This is a genomic window from Kitasatospora sp. NPDC002965 (assembly GCF_040611255.1).
Taxonomy (GTDB): Bacteria; Actinomycetota; Actinomycetes; order Streptomycetales; family Streptomycetaceae; genus Kitasatospora.
In genome coordinates this window covers 47,688-64,426 of sequence record NZ_JBEXNT010000039.1, presented here as the reverse complement: position 1 = coordinate 64,426, position 16,739 = coordinate 47,688, and the positions used below count along the sequence as shown (strand labels likewise).

Annotated in this window: 19 protein-coding genes and 1 pseudogene; 9 read left to right on the top strand and 11 right to left on the bottom strand. The window is 68.6% G+C overall.

The features are described 5' to 3' along the window. Positions 1-94: 94 nt before the first annotated feature. Both ABZY91_RS17910 and ABZY91_RS17905 read left to right on the top strand, forming a co-directional pair. Positions 95-520, top strand: a pseudogene (locus ABZY91_RS17910) (transposase); the annotation flags it as partial. A gap of 269 nt (positions 521-789) precedes the next feature. Beyond that, on the top strand, positions 790-945 hold the full coding sequence (locus tag ABZY91_RS17905; protein WP_355403415.1) for a hypothetical protein: 156 nt from the start codon (positions 790-792) through the stop codon (positions 943-945). 80 nt (positions 946-1,025) lie between these two features. Here ABZY91_RS17905 and ABZY91_RS17900 read toward each other — a convergent pair whose 3' ends face one another. Together ABZY91_RS17900 and ABZY91_RS17895 are read right to left on the bottom strand one after the other, a co-directional pair. Further along, a complete protein-coding gene (locus ABZY91_RS17900; RefSeq protein ID WP_355403413.1) occupies positions 1,026-1,808 on the bottom strand; it encodes a hypothetical protein in 783 nt (260 codons plus the stop codon). 453 nt (positions 1,809-2,261) lie between these two features. Further along, a complete protein-coding gene (locus ABZY91_RS17895) occupies positions 2,262-2,597 on the bottom strand; it encodes a hypothetical protein (RefSeq protein ID WP_355403411.1) in 336 nt (111 codons plus the stop codon). A 554-nt stretch (positions 2,598-3,151) separates the two neighbouring features. On the opposite strand from ABZY91_RS17895, the gene ABZY91_RS17890 reads away from it, so the two are divergent. Beyond that, the gene (locus tag ABZY91_RS17890; RefSeq protein WP_355403419.1) at positions 3,152-4,603 is read left to right on the top strand and encodes an NF041680 family putative transposase; all 1,452 of its coding nucleotides are present in this window, start codon (positions 3,152-3,154) and stop codon (positions 4,601-4,603) included. A 163-nt stretch (positions 4,604-4,766) separates the two neighbouring features. Here the strand turns inward: ABZY91_RS17890 and ABZY91_RS17885 are convergent, their stop codons facing one another. Beyond that, entirely contained in the window at positions 4,767-5,180 is a 414-nt protein-coding gene (locus tag ABZY91_RS17885) for a hypothetical protein (RefSeq protein WP_355403409.1), read from the bottom strand. Between the two features lie 121 nt (positions 5,181-5,301). On the opposite strand from ABZY91_RS17885, the gene ABZY91_RS17880 reads away from it, so the two are divergent. Then, positions 5,302-5,697, top strand: a complete 396-nt coding sequence (locus ABZY91_RS17880; RefSeq protein WP_355403407.1) for a contact-dependent growth inhibition system immunity protein — start codon at positions 5,302-5,304, stop codon at positions 5,695-5,697. A gap of 319 nt (positions 5,698-6,016) precedes the next feature. On the opposite strand, the gene ABZY91_RS17875 is transcribed toward ABZY91_RS17880, so the two are convergent. The 5 genes from ABZY91_RS17875 to ABZY91_RS17855 form a co-directional block, all read right to left on the bottom strand. After that, positions 6,017-7,798: a reverse transcriptase domain-containing protein gene (locus ABZY91_RS17875; protein WP_355403405.1), complete on the bottom strand. Its 1,782-nt coding sequence runs from the start codon at positions 7,796-7,798 to the stop codon at positions 6,017-6,019. Positions 7,799-8,236: 438 nt separating this feature from the next. Beyond that, the gene (locus ABZY91_RS17870; protein ID WP_355403403.1) at positions 8,237-8,713 is read right to left on the bottom strand and encodes a transposase; all 477 of its coding nucleotides are present in this window, start codon (positions 8,711-8,713) and stop codon (positions 8,237-8,239) included. 87 nt (positions 8,714-8,800) lie between these two features. Continuing rightward, positions 8,801-9,019, bottom strand: a complete 219-nt coding sequence (locus ABZY91_RS17865) for a transposase (protein ID WP_355403401.1) — start codon at positions 9,017-9,019, stop codon at positions 8,801-8,803. Between the two features lie 583 nt (positions 9,020-9,602). Next, positions 9,603-10,373 carry a hypothetical protein gene (locus ABZY91_RS17860; RefSeq protein WP_355403399.1) on the bottom strand — a complete coding sequence of 257 codons (771 nt, stop codon included), beginning with the start codon at positions 10,371-10,373 and terminating at the stop codon, positions 9,603-9,605. Next, on the bottom strand, positions 10,370-11,005 hold the full coding sequence (locus ABZY91_RS17855; RefSeq protein ID WP_355403397.1) for a sigma-70 family RNA polymerase sigma factor: 636 nt from the start codon (positions 11,003-11,005) through the stop codon (positions 10,370-10,372). Before ABZY91_RS17855 ends, ABZY91_RS17860 begins: the two co-directional genes overlap by 4 nt. A gap of 346 nt (positions 11,006-11,351) precedes the next feature. Between ABZY91_RS17855 and ABZY91_RS17850 the strand changes: the two genes are divergently transcribed. Next, a complete protein-coding gene (locus tag ABZY91_RS17850; RefSeq protein WP_355403395.1) occupies positions 11,352-12,182 on the top strand; it encodes a MerR family transcriptional regulator in 831 nt (276 codons plus the stop codon). A 145-nt stretch (positions 12,183-12,327) separates the two neighbouring features. Here the strand turns inward: ABZY91_RS17850 and ABZY91_RS17845 are convergent, their stop codons facing one another. Further along, positions 12,328-12,858, bottom strand: coding sequence for a DUF6245 family protein (locus tag ABZY91_RS17845; protein ID WP_355403393.1), 531 nt, complete (start codon positions 12,856-12,858; stop codon positions 12,328-12,330). A gap of 739 nt (positions 12,859-13,597) precedes the next feature. On the opposite strand from ABZY91_RS17845, the gene ABZY91_RS17840 reads away from it, so the two are divergent. Continuing rightward, the gene (locus tag ABZY91_RS17840) at positions 13,598-14,431 is read left to right on the top strand and encodes an NAD(P)H-binding protein (protein ID WP_355403391.1); all 834 of its coding nucleotides are present in this window, start codon (positions 13,598-13,600) and stop codon (positions 14,429-14,431) included. A 295-nt stretch (positions 14,432-14,726) separates the two neighbouring features. Here the strand turns inward: ABZY91_RS17840 and ABZY91_RS17835 are convergent, their stop codons facing one another. Then, positions 14,727-15,137 (bottom strand): hypothetical protein, encoded by a 411-nt coding sequence (locus ABZY91_RS17835; RefSeq protein ID WP_355403389.1) that lies wholly within the window; start codon positions 15,135-15,137, stop codon positions 14,727-14,729. Between the two features lie 296 nt (positions 15,138-15,433). Here ABZY91_RS17835 and ABZY91_RS17830 point away from each other — a divergent pair, with 296 nt between their 5' ends. The 3 genes from ABZY91_RS17830 to ABZY91_RS17820 all read left to right on the top strand — a co-directional run bounded on the left by ABZY91_RS17830 (position 15,434) and on the right by ABZY91_RS17820 (position 16,410). Then, entirely contained in the window at positions 15,434-15,901 is a 468-nt protein-coding gene (locus ABZY91_RS17830) for a hypothetical protein (protein WP_355403387.1), read from the top strand. A 70-nt stretch (positions 15,902-15,971) separates the two neighbouring features. Further along, on the top strand, positions 15,972-16,112 hold the full coding sequence (locus ABZY91_RS17825) for a DUF4259 domain-containing protein (protein ID WP_355403385.1): 141 nt from the start codon (positions 15,972-15,974) through the stop codon (positions 16,110-16,112). A 142-nt stretch (positions 16,113-16,254) separates the two neighbouring features. Further along, on the top strand, positions 16,255-16,410 hold the full coding sequence (locus ABZY91_RS17820; protein WP_355403383.1) for a hypothetical protein: 156 nt from the start codon (positions 16,255-16,257) through the stop codon (positions 16,408-16,410). A 43-nt stretch (positions 16,411-16,453) separates the two neighbouring features. On the opposite strand, the gene ABZY91_RS17815 is transcribed toward ABZY91_RS17820, so the two are convergent. After that, positions 16,454-16,612 (bottom strand): hypothetical protein, encoded by a 159-nt coding sequence (locus ABZY91_RS17815; protein WP_355403381.1) that lies wholly within the window; start codon positions 16,610-16,612, stop codon positions 16,454-16,456. Positions 16,613-16,739: the final 127 nt, after the last annotated feature.

Genomic DNA, 16,739 nt, shown 5'->3' with positions numbered 1-16,739 from the left:
CTCCACGAAGCTTCTCCACCTCACCAAGATCCACAGACCGCAGCATGCACCGCCACGACCACAAGATCAAATCAACCTAACGAAGTACTACTAGGACTCCTGCGGCTACGACGCGGCGACGAGGGTCAACGGGCGCAAGCGGCACCTGGTGGTGGACACCAAGGGCCTGCCGCTGTTCGTCATGGTGACCCCGGCCGACGTCACCGACCGCGACGCGGCGAAGAAAGTGCTGTTCCGGCAGCGGCTGATGCACCCGGAGATCACCATCGTCCGGGCCGACTCCACCTACGCCGGCCAGCTGGGCGGCTGGGCGAGGAAGTACCTGAACCTCACGGTCAAGACGGTCAGCCGGCCCAAGGACGCGAAGGGGTTCGTGGTCCTGCCCCGGCGCTGGGTGGTCGAACGCTCGCACGCCTGGGTCATGCACGCCCGCAGGCATGCGCGTGACTACGAGCGCTTGGTCCAGCACTCGGAGTCGCTGATCACCTGGGCCGCGATCACGCTGATGACCAGGCGCATCGCCCAACAGCAGTCCCGGAGGCCCGGTCAGCCGGCCTCCCACGAGGCCCAGCGGGACTGAACGTCGTCGGAGCCGGTCCGCCGACCGACCCCCATACCGGCCGGAAGAGCCGGCCGCCATCCACTCTCCCACGGCCCCCAGGCACCCGTCAGGCCGTTGGAGCCGGCCGGATCAGGTCCCCTCACCGTCCGACCCGGCGTCCGGGCCCACCCGCGAGCGCCAGTCCGCGCCCGCCATCGCCTGCCACCGCACGCCAAATCTGGGCTGGCGTGAAGACCGGTCGCCTCCGCCAGCTCAGCCCCGCTCAGCCCGTCCGGGTGCTGGTCAAGAGCCCTACCGATCCTGGCCGCCCACTGCTCGGGCTCGACGAACGGCCGCTCGCCATACTGCTCGACCGGCCGACACCCGTGCTCACCACCGGCTGACCGCTCCTGCTACTGGCCGTTCCGATCCTCCCCGCAGGCCTGCCGGTCGCGTTCTGCCGCAGGTGTGCGGCCCGGCCGGGTCAGTACTGGTAGCTGAGGGGGCGGGGCTGGAAGAGCTGGTTGTAGTAGCCGTTCCATTCGGGCCAGACCTGCACGTACTGGCCGCCCTTCCCGTCGGTGACGTCCATGCGCCCCTGGTGCGTCCCGTCGACGGTGTAGTTGTCGATGGCACGTCCCTGGGTTCCGCCGCTGTCGTGGCCACTCATGTAGTCGCTGAAGGTCCACATGTCCGCGGTGGCGGGGTCGTGTTCCAGGGCGTGGATGTAGCGCCGCCCCTCGCCGCCCTCCGCGCCCTCGTTCCAGTAGCCGGAGAGGGACTTGCCCGCGTGCGGCCCGTCCTGGACGAAGATGTAGTAGGCGTCGCGGCCTTCGAGCTGACGGCCGGCCGGGGCCAGGTGGAAGGCGTTGCGCGGGTCCTGCGAGGGGTCGTAGTCACCCTCGCGGTTGATGTTGTTGCTCATGAGGACCGAGACGTCGGAGTCGTACATCTTCAGCCTGGACCCCCGGGCGTCCCATCGTGGGGGACACATCTCGATCAGGAACGGCTTCTGTTTGAAGGGGTCCGCCCAGTACCGGGGGTCTCCCTCCTCCCAGACGAAGTCGCAGCCCTTGATCAGGGCCACGAGGAAGAGGAAGAAGTAGCCGAGACCCTCGCTCGGGTCGTCGAACGCGCTGCCGAAGTAGGAGTCCAGTTCCGCCTGGAGGTCGTCGCACGACCAGCCGCCGCGCACCGCGTGCGGAGAGTTGTCGACAATGCTCTGGAGGACCGCGATCCGATCGGCGGGAATCGTCACATAAGGCATGGGCACGTCACCCTTCCGGGAGCCACCTCACGGACCCTGCCGGTCCGCGCCCACCCGACGATAGCCATCGGACCCATCTACCGTAAAGTGACCATTCGGCCACGCACAGTACGCGACACCGGGCGCCCCATGCTGGAACATCCCGGCCGAATCCCGCACGACGAAGTAGACCTCGCCGCCGCCGGCGATCACTGCCCCGCAGATCACGCGGCCCTGGCGTGGGCGACTGCTCGCCCTAGCCCTCGTTCTCAGTCTCGGTCTCGTCCACGCCCCACACCTCCCCCGAAACAAGCTTCTCCCAGACTCAGAGCAAACATCCACGCGGGCTCTGTTCGATTCCAGGGCCGGGGAGACGCTTCGCATACCATCGGAAACAGGTGCTCAACTTGTTCTTTATGGTCTGAGCCGGTCGCGTTTGATGAACTGTCCCGCATCTCGCCGAAGTCAGCGGCCTCAGGAGAACAGCACCGAGCGGAAGTGGAGCCGCCGGCTGGCCGAGGCACCTGGGTCCAGCACACGGTAGACGTCCCCGACGCAGCCGAACTCCAGGAAAGCGACGGCGGTCCCGTTGGTGCGGTTGACGGGCGCGTAGGCAGCGTCCTCCTCGGTGGCTCCCTTGACGTCGACGCACTCCTCGGGCCTGGGATCGACCAGTTCGCCGCGGTGTTCGGAGCCGTCGGCCCGGTAGGTGTAGCGGAACACGCCGTCGGCGGCGTTGGCGGAGGTGGGGACGGTGACGAGGAGGGTAAGGGCGCCGAGGGCGGCGACGGCGACGGTGCGCAGACGCATCAGGGTTCTCCTTTGGGGGCAGTGACGCGCCCGAAATGCCGGGCGCGTGAAGAACCGATTCCCCTGCGGGGTCCAGCCAGACGGGACATCACCCGGGCGGGTTAAGGCTGCTTTGGTCCGGTGTCGAGTACAGGGCCGTACACGGTCACCCACCTGGGAGTTCGCCGGACATCAGCGCGGCTCACGGCCGTCCGGTACGGCTGATGGCAGGCGGCTACAGTGCGGCGGCGACGTGGACGCGGGAGCTTGCGGGCGGCAGGAGGGGGAGGGGCACCGCATCGTGCCGGGGCGGGCCGCCGCTGCCGTCGGGCAGCCCCGGGGTGGGAGAACCCCAGCTCGGCCACCAGGGAGTGGCCCGTCAATGCGCTACTGCGGGAGGAGTGAGCCAGGTTCCTCCGAGCCCGACGCCGGCCACGAGCCGCGTCACGCCTCCAAGTCTCGAACAGAACCCGAACGGGGTCGCTCGTTCGGCTGTTCGCCGGACATGGGCATGGACTTCGCCCGATCATGTGCTCCGACCCAGGACGCGCGTGAACTCGACGAAGGCCGTGAGCATGACTCTGCTGCACGATGGTGTCCGGCGGCATCAGTTCGCGGACGCGTCACAGTTCCGGGAGGCCTTCTTCGCGTGTCTGACAGCGCGGCGTGACGAACTGTTCGAGCTCGCGGACGCATTGCTGTGCGCGGACGGGTCGGTGACGGCGCCGGTTGATCTGACGTTGCTCGCCGAGCACCGGCGCGGGCACGGGGCCCTGTACGACGCTCTAAATCGTGGCCGTCTCGATGCCGACGGGCTGCGGCGGACGCTGGCAGGGCTGCCCCAGCCGAAGGCCGCCGACGGCCGGCTCGTCCTGGCCGTGGATGTGAGCAACTGGCTGCGGCCGGACGCCGTGTGCAGCGCGGACAGGCTGTTCTGCCACACCTTCGGCCGGGGCCGGGACCAGCACCTGATGATCCCGGGCTGGCCGTGCTCGTTCGTCGCCGCCCTCGAACAAGGCCGCACATCCTGGTGCCAGTTGCTGGACGCGGTGCGGCTCGGCCCCGAGGACGACGTCGCCGACGTCACCGCCCGCCAGGTCCGCCGAGTGGTCGAGGACTTGGTCGCCGGCGGGCGGTGGCGCGAGGGCGATCCGAACATCCTGGTCGTCTTCGACGCCGGCTACGACGCCCCGCGCCTGGCCCACCTTCTCGACGGGCTACCTGTCGAAGTCCTTGGCCGAATGCGATCGGACCGCGTCATGCGCCGGCCGACACCCACTCTGCTGGAGTACGCCGCGGCCTATCCGCAGGGCGGACGACACCCCGAACACCGCAAGGAGTTCCGCTTCGCCAAACCCGAGACCTGGGGCGAACCCGACACGGCGACCGTCCAGGTCACCGACCGCTACGGCACCGCACGGGCGATGGCCTGGGACCGCCTCCACCCCCGGCTCACCACCCGCTCCGCGTGGATCGACCACGACGGCGAACTCCCCATCATCGAGGGGACGCTGATCCGGCTGGAGGTCGACCGCCTGCCCGGCGGTGGAGACCCGCTCCCGCTGTGGCTGTGGTCCTCCGCCACCGGCATGACCGGATCCGATGTCGATCTGCGCTGGCAGGCATTCCTGCGACGCTTCGACCTGGAGCGCACCTTCCGGATGATCAAGCAGACTCTCGGCTGGACCCGGCCCAAACTCCGCACACCGGAAGCCGCGGACCGCTGGACGTGGCTGATCGTCGTCGCACACACCCAGCTCCGTCTCGCCCGGCCGTTCGCCGAGGACATCCGCCGGCCCTGGGAACGACCGACCGAACCGAACAGACTCACCCCGGCCCGGGTCCGTCGGGGGTTCAGAAACCTCCGCCCGCACCTGCCATGCCCAGCCCGCGCGCCCAAACCCACCCAGCCTGGCCCCGGCAGACCGCTCGGCTCGAAGAACCAACGACCCGCCACCCGCTACGACGTGGGCAAAACCATTCGACGCCCCGAGACCATCATCGAACGCGACCGGCTCAGACCATAAAGAACAAGCTCCATGCAGCCCGGGCGCTCTCCGGTCCCGGCCCGACGGATTTCCTCGACGGCGGCCATCAGGCGATCAATCGGAATGGCACCGGGAGTGGGTTGGGCGCAGCGAAAGGATCATCGAAGAGTGGTCTCCACCGACCGAATATCCGGCGCCTCTGTCAGTATTCTCTCCAGTTCTGAACAATATGCGGGAGGCCGTACCAGGAGCCATCACTGAAAGGGTTCGGCACTGTGCCGTCGAGAAGACCTACGAGAAACTCCCCGAACCCGACCTCGAACCAGGTCCACGGGTCGGTTCCACACACTGGCTGCCGCTTGAAGACAACGATCTCCCAGGTCTCGGGGTCGACCGACTCGCATATCCAGAACACCACATCCCCATTGATGGTAGTTGCGAAGGGAAGCAGCCGTGCCTCCGAGAGGCTCGGCGAAGGACCTCCGCCCCCAGACAGTGGCTCGTCCCGCGGTTCGAACCCCAATCCGTCCAGCAACCTGCCCGATGGCGAACCATTCACCGATGGTGTGCGAACCGCGAGGTACTCATTCAGTTCGCCACCTCCGTAGACCACCACGAAGTCTCGATAGTCGACCGGAAGTTCCAATCCCGTCGTCCGCGCGAGTTCACTCCAGTCAACGTCGTCGCCCTGGGCATCTGAGACCGCGTTTTGAGATCTGACGTGGGACGATCGGGCGGTGACTCGACTCGTGGACCGTGACCGCTCTCGTGAGGAGCTTGAGCGTGACCGCTGGCTGGCCCCATCGGGCGGCGAAACCCGCCTGATGGCGACCGCTCGCGAGCTTCGGCGCAAGCCGATCGGCGGCCTGACGGTCGAGGACCTGCGGCTGCTGATCAGGCAAGACATCGGTCTTGCCTATCTCCTGCCGCTGGCGGTGGAGGTCCTGTGGGGCGACCCACTGGCGGAAGGCGACATGTACGAGGGCGATCTGCTGGCAGCCGTGCTCACCAGGAGTACGAAGGCCTGGACCGAGTGCCCCGAACTCCGGCGGGATGTCCGCCTGATCGTCTCGCAGTTGGCCGACGTGCCGCCTGCCCTGAAACGCGAGGTTGAGGAGTTCTTGGCTCTGTAGCTCGCCGACAGCAGCTGCCGTCAGTGAGGTGCCGACAGGCTGTCTACGAAGGTCGCCGCACGAGCGGTCGCGGGCCAGGACGCGCCGCGGCACGGCCCCGGGTGAGTCGGCGGAGCATGATGCCGATCATCGCCCAGCGGATCATCGTCTCGGAGTGGGCCGGGCTGGTCTCGTAGTCGCGGGCGAGGCGCCGGTGGGCGGTGAGCCATGCGGTTGGGTCGGCCGCGCGGCGAGGTACCTGCCCGTGGCAGGTCCTTTTTCGCGCGGCCTCCCGCCGAACCGGACATGACAGTTTCCTGGTCATCCGGCTCTCCAGTGATCACGGCGTGTGTAATCCGGCCGTTCGTGCCTCGTGGATGCGGTCATGGCAGGCAGCGCAGGCCACAAGGGTCTTGCGCCGCCGGTCGAGCATGACGCGCGCCCAGTCGGACGGCGGCCATCCGGCACGGGCAAGATCGGCAAGGGCCCTGACGTGATGCACCTGGACATCACCGGTGGCCCCGCAGACCTCACATGTGTCCGCCAGGAGCCGGGTGATCAGCTCCTTCTGCGGATAGTCCACCCAGACAGGCCGACGGTCGGTGATCTTCGCCGACCGCTGCTGCTGGAGAGGGATCCCACCGAACCGTGCCACCAGCGGCTGCCTGTTCTTCCGCTCGATCCGGGCCTCGAAGCAGACTCGGGGCCCGTTGGGTGTGTCGATCCTGGCCTTGTGCTTGGCGGCCATCTTCGACACGGTCGAACGGTGCTTGCCTGCAAGGGTCTTGAGCATGGAAGTCTCCATGACCCACTGCAGCCGGTGCAGCCGGAAGACGTCTCCGGCGAGCAGGTAGTACTGGACGATGCCCCTGTAGACGGCCCCGAACGTGGCCACGATCGCGTGATCGCTGCCATTGGTCAGTTCCGTTCGCTTCGCGGGCGTGCCGCGAACCAGGTAGGGCTCGCACTTGGCCTTGATCACGTCCCTTGGGACACGAAGGGCGATCTGACCGTTGACCCTGCGGTAGCGGCCGGTCTTCTTCGTGTCGTTGTGCTGGGTCGTGATCTCGTAGCCGAGAAACCGCGCTGCCCGGGTGCGGGCATGGGTGATCAGCGTCTTCTCCTGGGAGAGTTCCAGCATGAGTTCATCGCGCAGGAACTCGGCCAGGCGGTGCTTGATCTGCTCGGCCTCGGCTTTCGGTCCGGTGAATCCGAGGAGGTGGTCATCTGCATAGCGGACATAGCGAAGCCTGCGATATGACGGATCGTTGGGATCCGCGCTCGGCAGGCTCACCATCCGCTGACGCAGCGTCCGGGCCTGGGCCCGGTCGCCGCGCCGGCGGGCTTTTGCCAGCAGATTCTGCAACTCCAGATACGCCGGGTTTCTGGCCCGGCGCTCTCCACGGGTGTACTCCGGGATCAGAACCGTCTCGACGAATTCGTCCAACCGGTGCAGATATATGTTGGACAGGATCGGGGAAGCCACTCCGCCTTGCGGCGCTCCGGAGAGCGTGGCTCCCCATTTCCATTCCTCCAGGTATCCGGCTGTCAGCATGTTGCGCACCAGCCGCAGGAACCGCTGGTCACGGATCTTCTCACCGAGGATCGACAGCAGGACCTGGTGGTCCAGGCTGCCGAAGCAGTCGGCGATGTCCCCTTCGATGAACCAGGACGTCCCGGTCCAGGTGTGGGCCACCTCCCGCAGTGCGGTGTGGCAGCCCCGTCGGGGACGGAATCCATGTGACCGGTCGGAGAACGTCGGCTCGTAGTACGTCTCCAACAACAGGCGGACCACCTCGCCGACGAGCTTGTCCGACCAGGTCGGCAGCCCCAGTGGGCGCGTGCTCCCATTCTTCTTCGGGATGTGCACACGCCTGACCGGCTTGAAGCGGTAGCGCTCGTGGCGCATCGCCTCGATGATCCGGCCGATCTTCCGCTGGGACATGCCGTCCACGGTCTCCGGCGTGACCCCGGGCGTCATCGCGCCGTGGTTGGCGTAGATGCGTCCGTAGGCCAGCAGATACAACTGCGGGTTGAACAGCTGTCGATACAGTTCGTCGCACGGCAGGTGGCGCCTGCCGCGCTCACGCAGGACACCCAGCACCGTTGCGGCGCTCTGCATTTCGCATACCTCCCCATATCCGGGTGTCCGAATCACCTGGCCCCCTTCGCCCGATGTGGACGGCTTTCCCGTCCTCCCTGGCCGGGCGTGACTCCGGCGACTACTACGGGGCCTCCGTCGCCATAGGACTCGCGTCCCGTAGGCGATCCCACGTTCGTCTCTGTCTGTACGTTCTAGCGCGACTTAGGCGCCCCACTCATCTCCTTGAATGTCCTCGCTGGACATCGCTCCGCCCCCGGAAGTTGCACCGGCCAAACCTTCGAAGCCGTTGCAGGGTGCGGCGTCGGTTTCAGCTGCCTTTCCGACGGATGGGAACTTGCATCTTCTGGAGATTGGGATTCAAACAATCCAGTCTTCGCCATATCGCGCGGGCCGCCCGGCGCACCGTCCCTGACAACTGGGCCCGGTCACCGGTTTTCTGACATGCTGTTGTCCCCTTCACCTTTCGGATCCAGGTGAGTCATCCGGCCCAGGAACCTCCTTCCGAGTTCCTCCCGGTTGAACCGGGGATACAAACAGAGCGCCTCGTGGCGCACAATGTCCGCTCGACCGCCCATCGCTTGGGCTGGACCTGGAAGCCGTGCTGGTCGGGGTCCTTGCGGACGATCTCCAGGTCGCGGCCGAGGATCTGGGGGTCCATTCGACCAGGCGGCTTGCGAAGCCCTGGTCGGCCCAGACCTTCTTGACGCCGGAGTGGTCGAGCCGGGTCCACAGCAATGGCCGCTTCGCGCCGTCGCGGTCCTGGATGCTCGCCGCGACGACGTGGACGGCCAGCAGCAGGCCGAGGGTGTCGGTGACGATGAACCTCTTGCGGCCCTTCACCTTCTTGCCCGCGTCGAAGCCCCTGGTCTCGACGGGGACCGTGTCGGCGGTGCGGACGGACTGCGAGTCGATCAGGCCCGCGCTCGGCTCCACGTCACGGCCGTCCGCCTCCCGGACACGGCCGCGCCGAGCGTCATGGATCCGCTCGACGGTGCCGTCGTCGTGCCACCAGGTGAAGTATCAGTACACCGTCGGCCACGGCGGGAAGTCCTTCGGCAACTGCCGCCAGGCACACCCGGTGCGGACCACGTAGAAGATCGCGTCGACGATCCGCCTCCGCGGGTGCTTCTCCCGCCGACCGCCCTTCGGACCCACCCGCGCCGGCGGCAGCAGCGGCTCCACCAGCGCCCACTGCTCATCCGCCAGGTCCGACGGATACCCACCCCCAACACCACTCACGGTGAGCTCAACGAACGCCCCAGCAAGGGGACACGACAGATCTCAAACGCGGTCTGGGGTCGAAACCATCCGGGTCAGGCGAACGATCGCCGGGTGCATCATCTGCTCCCCTCCCTCGGTGTTGGCGCCAGTGTGCCGGACCAGATCGACTGACCCGCCCCGGGGACAGGATCCACCCTCGACCAGTCACACCCGGGGGGACTCCCGCCCGGTAGGGGCGGGTCAGTCGACGTCGATCGGCGCGGTGAAGATCCCGCGGGGCCGAAGTCGGTGTTCGCCGCGGTGCTGACGGACGAGGCGCCGTCGGCGGGTCCTTCAGGGTCTGCTTCGCGACCGGGACGGCAGGTCGGCCAGCGTCACCGCGTGCAACACCGCCCAGACGTCCTGCGGTGGCGCCGTGAGGGTGATGCCGTGGACCGTGCGGTGACCGTAGACGGGCAGGAACCGGGCACCGTCTCGCTCGATCCCCGTCATCGTCACCGCGCCGCCGGTCCCCGTGCCCGGGTCCGTGGCGCACGTGGTTCCGTGGCGCGCCGAGTGGCCGGCCACCGTGGCTGGCCGCTGTCCCCTCGTCCTCAGCCCGCTACGGCAGCGCGGGTCGGCAGCAAGCGCCGGTGCGGTGCCGGTGGAGTGCCGCGGCCAGCACGTCGGGATCGATCGCGGGTGCGCGCCCGAAGTCCGGGTCGTGGCTGGTGGGCAGGGCCGCCAGTGCCTGGCGGACGTCGGCGCACAGGCCGTGGCCGGGCCGGAACCCGGCGAAGGCGGCCAGGACCGCCGAACGCACGTCCCGCACCCCCGCCAGCCGGCGGGCCTGGTCCTGCCAGTGCCGCGCCTCGCGCTGGTCCCCCCTCCCGGCACACAGACAGGCGAGGGCGTAGGCGGCCTGGAAGCATCCTGCCCCGGCCCCGAGCTGCCACCACGTCCGCGACCCGTCCGCCAGCGCCCGGCGCATGACCGCGCCGTCCTCGTCCTCCCCCTCGTGGACAGCCAGGTGGCACAGCGCTCCGAGAACGAGCGCCCCGTACGGCTCGATCTCCGGCGCGTCCGTCAGCGCCGCGATCCACCCCGGCGACCGGGCGTCCTCCAGCACCAGGTGACACAGCGCCAGCAGCTCGAACCCGGCCCGGTCCAGACGGACCGCGACCGACGGTAAAGGCCGCTGCGAGGCCCGCGTCCGCGCCGCCAGGCGCGCCGCGACCCTGGCCGGCGCGCCGTCGAGACAGGCGGAGGCCCGGCCCCTGGCCTCGGGCTGCGGCAGACGCACTGCCGCAAGTGGCGACCAGGCCGGGCCCGGGTCCGAGGCCTCGCGGACGGCCCCGGACTGCGCGTCGACGGCGCCGTGGATGTCGATCACTGCTCTTCCGCCGTCACGGCGCTCTGTTCGTCCAGACCCAGCGCCGAGGCGAGCCGGCGGCGTGCGTCGCGGCGCAGGCTGTACACCCCGCTCTTGGTGATACCCATGATCCGTGCGGCGGTGACGACCGGATAGCCGAGCACGTAGGTCAGTACGACCACGTCGTGCTGCCTGTCCGGCAGGTCGCCGATCGCCGCGAACAGGCCGATCCCGCTCTCCAGCGCCCGGAACGCCTCCCGGGCGTCGGCCATGGCGAACGCGAACGCGGCGGAGGTGAAGGCCGACGGCCGGACGACACGCTCCGGCGTGTCGTCGACCGTCGCCCGCAGCACACCCCAGCAGAACTGCCCCGCGTTCTCCTGGCGCAGCACCAGGTCCCAGTTGGCGGCGAGGTCCGCGAAGACGTCGTCGACCAGCGCGTCGGCGGCGTCGGGATCGCCGAGGTGCAGGCGCGCGTACTCCCAGTACGCCTCGCCGTGCATCACCATCAGGGCGACCAGGTCGTTGGGCAGGGAGGTCTCCGGTACGAGGTCCCCGCCCTCGGGTACCTGCTCGGGAGGGTCCTGGTGATCCTGAGGGATCGGGGCGTCATCGTGCGCATCAGCGCGACCGCCGCCGTCGATGCCGACCATGTGGCGTCCGTCCTCCCGCCCCGGAAGCCCGGGCCGACGGTCGGCCCCGGCCTCGTGGCCTGTTCGGGACCAGGAAACCGGCTGGGCACCGTGGATCTGCAGGCCGGCCAGAAGTTGACCGGATCTGCCGCAAGAGCACGCACCTTGACCGGCTGCCTGGCATTCAGCCCGATCATTCGGTCACCAAGCGTCCTGCCCTGCCCCCGGGAGCGTGCCCGGCGACGCCCCGCATCCGGGGCCGCATCCCACGCCTCCGCCTCCCGACCCGGGCGTCCGGAGCCGAGGGGGCGCCGCGCCCGGTGGTGGACTTGCTCCTGCCCCTGGGGCAGGGGGCACAGTGATCCGCGTGCAGGAACAGACGATCACCATCGGGGAACTCGCCGCCGCGACCCGGCTCAGCCCCAAGGCACTGCGGCTCTACGACGCACGGGGGCTGCTGCCGCCCGCCCACGTCGAACCGCGCACCGGGCTTCGCCGCTACGGCTCCACCCAGGTGGAACGCGCCCGCCACATCGCGCTGCTGCGCGCCTTGGGGATGCCACTGGCGCGGATCGCCGCGGTACTCGACGCGGACGCAGCGGATCGCGTCCCCCTGCTCGACGCGTACTGGCACGAACAGGCGCGCACACACGCAACCCGCCGCGACACGGTGACCTACACCCGGGCGGTCCTGGCAGGAAGGCCGCAGACCATGTACGAGATCGCCGAACGGGACGTCCCCGAGCAGAAGGTGCTCAGCATCCAACGGCACGTGAACGCCGCGCACCTGCCGGCCTTCCTCGCCGAAGCGGCCGAACTGCTCCTCACCCACCTGCGGCGTGCCAACGCCTGCCTGTCCGGACCGCTCTTCGCCGTCTACCACGGGCTGGTGGACGACGACTCCGAAGGCCCGGTCGAAGTCTGCGCCCCCACCGACAGTCCGGTCGAACCGGCAGGGCACATCGGGGTTCGCATCGAGGCCGCGCACCGCGAGGCGTACACCGCACTGACGAAGCGCGACGACGCTCCCGCGTCGGGCGCCGCCGTCCACGACGCCGTCGGTGCCTGGCTCACCGGCCACGGGCACACCCGCAGCGCCTCCAACCGGGAGGTGTACTACCCGAACTGGGCCACCGCCGAGCCGGGCGAGCACGTCATGGACGTCGCCGTACCCTTCCACCCGGGCCCCGCCGCGTAGAAGCCCGGGCGACCTCCCGGCCCGTGGACGGCCCGGCCACGGCCGCCCCGGACCTGGTCCGGGGCGTGCCGCCGGAGGCGGCCCCGGCCGACCGGGGCCGGGGCCTGGGCCAGGCCAGGCCGGGCCGGGGCCGCTACGGGCCGACCTACTTGAACGTGTCCAGCGCGGTGTCGGTGTTGTCGAGAGCGGTTACCAGTAGCTCTCGGCCCGCCCTCAGCATCCCGCCCTGGTTGATGATGTTGACGAAGTCGACGGCCGGGTCCGCCTCCTCAAGTGTGCCGATCACCCCCAGCATGATGTGCAGCGCCTCGGCAGCCTTCGCGGCCGCGTCCACGATGGCCCCGGTGTCCGGATCGTTGGCGAGGAGGAAGAGCGGGATTCCCACCCGCCGGACCTGCCAGCCCAGGAACGATATCTGCCTGACCGGGTCGTCCCCGGCTCCAGCCCCGTTCAGTTGCTCCAACCATGCGGTGAAGAGGTCCTCGCCGTCCTCTTCCGCCTCGTCGGCGAGCTTCGCCTGTCCCTGCACCGCGCCCAGCAGGGTGTTGAGCAGACGCAGCCGGTAGACGTCGGGGCTGGCGAACTGCGCGGCCCGTTCGGCGTGCTCGACCGGCGTGTTGTTGCCCTCATAGACGCCCAACGCGGCCAGGGCGGCGCCGATCTGTTCTACCGTCACGGGAATATCATCACTCGTCATACCGGCAAGCTACCCGCCCGGGCCGGACGCGGGGGCCGAAGTGAGGACAATCAGTGCCTGGCAGCGAGCTGGTCACAAGTCCGACGGCTGATCGGGAGCCTTTCCGGGCTCTGTGGGGGTGGCAGAAGCGTAGGCAGAGCGGGTCCTGGCGGCGGCGGGTGGTGCAGATCCGCGCGAATCCCCGGCTCAGCTCGGCTCTGCCGTCGCGGCCAGATAGAGCTCCTCGGGGTCGACGGCCTCCGTCGGCGGGTCGAGGATCACGTCCGTCAGCACCTCGGTCTCGGGAAAAGGATGCCGGGCGAAGGGGCCCTCGAAGGGGGTCTTCGTTCCGGCGAAGTGGAGCTCGATGTGGTCAGGACGGCGGGTCCACCACCGCCCGAGTTCTCACGACATGCCACCGGCGGACCACTCGTCGATGATCTTCCGGACGAGGTCGAAGGCGTGCTGGATCCTATGGTCGCGACGACGGGCGAGCCGGTCGAGGTGGCGCCAGGCTCGGAGGACCTCGGGCGGGTGAGCTCGTCCGGAGGTCTCCTGGGTCGGCCGTCCATCGGGACGGTGGACGGCCGACGTCCTCGGTGAAGTGCCCAGCCGAGTACCGAGGCCTGCATGTCTGTGCCCAGCAGCACGAACCCGTCCGGACTCTCCTTGACCTGAAGTGCGATTGAGCTTCTAGCGTGTCCTCCAGCTGATCATCTGACGACGGGAGAAGGCGCTCATGATCCTCGTAACGGGAGCCACCGGGAACATAGGAAGTGCTCTGCTGAAGGATCTGCACGCTTGCGGTGCCGGGCCGTTGAGAGGTCTCACTCGCGATGCCACGCGGGCCTCGTTCCCCGAAGGGGTCGAGGCCGTTGAGGGCGACTTCACCGAGCCTGCTTCGCTCAAGCCTGCACTGGAGGGGGTGCGTTCGCTGTTCCTCGTGTCGCGCATGGGCCCGGATGCCGACATCCTCGACGCCGCCCGGCAGGCAGGTGTGGAGCACGTGGTGCTCGTGTCGTCCATCACCGTCCAGACCCATCCGCACCTGGGCCCCGCCGACGAGAACCTGACTGTCGAGCGACTACTCAGGGACAGCGGCATGGCCTGGACGATTCTGCGGCCGACGCAGTTCGCCTCGAACGCCCTGTGGTGGGCGGCGTCCATCCGCGAGCACCAACCGGTCAGGGTGCCGTACGCGGACATCGGGCTCCCCACGATCCACCCCGCGGACATCGCGTCGGTGGCGCGAGTGGCACTGATCGAGTCCGGCCACCAAGGCCGGACGTACGCCCTGACCGGTCCGGAGCGGGTGACCGCCCGTCAGCAGCTGGAGGTCATCGCGGCAGTACTGGAGCGGGAGGTGCCGTTCGTTGAGATCAACAGGGAGGAGGCCCACCGTCACATGGCCGCGTTCCTGGGAGACGAGGCCGCGGATGCGGTGCTCGATGTGACAGGCGGGGACGTCAACGACGAGCTGCTGAAGGTGCGCGACACGGTCTCGCGGGTCACCGGCTCCCCGGCCAGGCCATTCCGTCAGTGGGTTTCGGAGAGTGCCTCCGCCTTCCGTTGAGCCGCCCGGTCCTGGCCCCGTTCATCTGTACTCAGCCGGGGCTACGACCTCGGTGTGAGCCTTGAGGACGTCCTCGGCGTTCGGTGCGCGTTCGGTGCGCGTTCGCGCCAGGTCGCCTCGGGCTCGCCGTAAAGGAAGGTGCGCCACCTCGCCGCCCTCATTACTCCCTCGCTACCAACATGAGCCGCGCGTCACCAAGAGGCGGCCCCGGAAGAAGCATCCCTTGGCAGGAATTAGCCCACTAAACTCACTGCACGTCCTCTGATCAGACAAAGTCTCGGGTTCCTGCGGAGTGCTAGCCACGCTCTCCAACGCTCCTCTCCCACTCCGAAAAGTCATTGGCATAAGTCCGCCTGTCAATCCAGTCGCCCTCGGGCAAGGAGACCGTCAAAGACAGCAGGCGCCCGGACCGGTTCAGCGCGAGGACGACTTCACAGCTTGCAATCAGGTCCAGAAACTCCAGGACCCTATGGACAGGGACGGCATCGAACAGGTAGTCCTCGAAGAGGATCCGGGCCTCACCCCTGTCCTCTCGCACCATCACGATGAACTCGTGTCCAGCAGAGTGCTCCAGATGAATATCAACCACCCGAGGATTCGCGACAGCCTCGACCGTATCAATCTCCGAGAATTTTCCGGAACGACCGGCCGCAGCGATGAAATCCTCTACCGAACGCATTGAAAACCCTCTGGCCAAATTAGTCACACTACCTCCATTGACCACTGAAGAGATCGATCTTACGCCCACCGCGCCCAGCGGCAATCTGCTCTTCCTCACCGGCGGCCCCGCGATCAAGCGGACGGCAACCAGGCTGGAGCCCGTTCTCAAGGACTACCGCCTGGTGGTGTTCGACCAGCGCGGGCCCGCGGGGACGAACAACCACGGCCGACGCGCCGGGCGCGCTCTCAGTGGCGGGCGTGCGTGCCCGGTGGTGGACTGGAGGACGGACGAAGCGGGCGGGCGCGCGTCGCCGGGAAGCACCTGCTGGAAGGAGCGCTCCGGTGGAGCCATTGATCGCGCTGGTCGTCGGGTTCACCGCGGCCCGACTGGCCGGTCTACTGGGAGCGGACGCGCTCGCCGGCTGGCAGCCCGCCCTGCGAGCCGGGCTGGTGGCCATGTTCCTGCTCACCTCGATCGCGCACTTCGCCCCTGCCCTGCGGCCCGACCTCGTCGACATGGTCCCGCCGTGGATGCCCCGCGCCGGACTGCTCGTGACGATCACCGGCCTGCTCGAAGCCGCCGGAGCGATCGGCCTGATCATCCCCGCCACCGCGCGATGGGCCGCCGGCGGACTCATCACCCTCATGATCGCCGTGTTCCCTGCCAACGTCTCCGCCGCCCGCAGGAACACCGCCCAGGGAGACCCCCTCGGCCCGCGCACCCTCCTCCAGATCCTCTACATCGCCGCAGCCGCCGCTACCCTCGTCCGGACACCGCGACACCCCGCGGCCGCCATCCGCACCGCATGACAGCTGATCGACGACCGCCAACCGCCGATCGCCGGAACGGATCGCAGAACGGCGACACGAGGAGATCAGCATGGGCACCTGGGGCATCGGCCCTTTCGAGGACGACACGGCGGCGGATTTCGCCGACACCCTCGACGAGACGGCCCTGGACGAACGCGAGAACCTCATCCGCAGCACCCGAACCGCGCCGTCCAGGCTCGCGGCTATCTGACGCCGGTCAGCGCGGACGGTTCGGGTGATCGGTTCGAGCCGACGGGTTCACCGGTGTCTCGTCATCATCTCGTTACGCAGTGCTCCCGAGTGGGAACATGCCGGAGGACAGACGTACCGGACACGGGAGAAGGAGCAAGAAAATGGCAGAAGGTCAGCAGAGGCTGGAGACCAAGCAGATCAGCGGGCAGGTCATCACGCACACCATCGTCAAGCCGACCAACGACTACGCCCTCTCCGAGAAGGAGGAGGAGAAGCGTGCTGCTGCGCTGGACGAGGCGGACACCGCCTCGGAGTGACGTTGGGTGATGCCTGACCCCGCACGGCCGCCCAACTCGTCGGTCAGATGCCGAGGCGGCGCTCGCGCAGCAGCCTCTCGGCCAGGCCCCTGTACGGGTCGGGCCCGGCGTGCGGGGTCAGTCCGCCGACAGCCGGCAGGAGCTTCGGCGCGGCGACGACGGCCAGGACCTCCGCGTACTTGCGCACAGCTGCCGTCGTCACAGCCCTGGACTCGGGCGGTCCGACCTGGGGGCCGTCCACCGCTGCACCCCGAACAGCAGAAGTACCCGGTACGACGAGCCGGCCGGGTACGGCCCTCCCCCGTCTGTGAGCAGGTCGGGACGAAGGA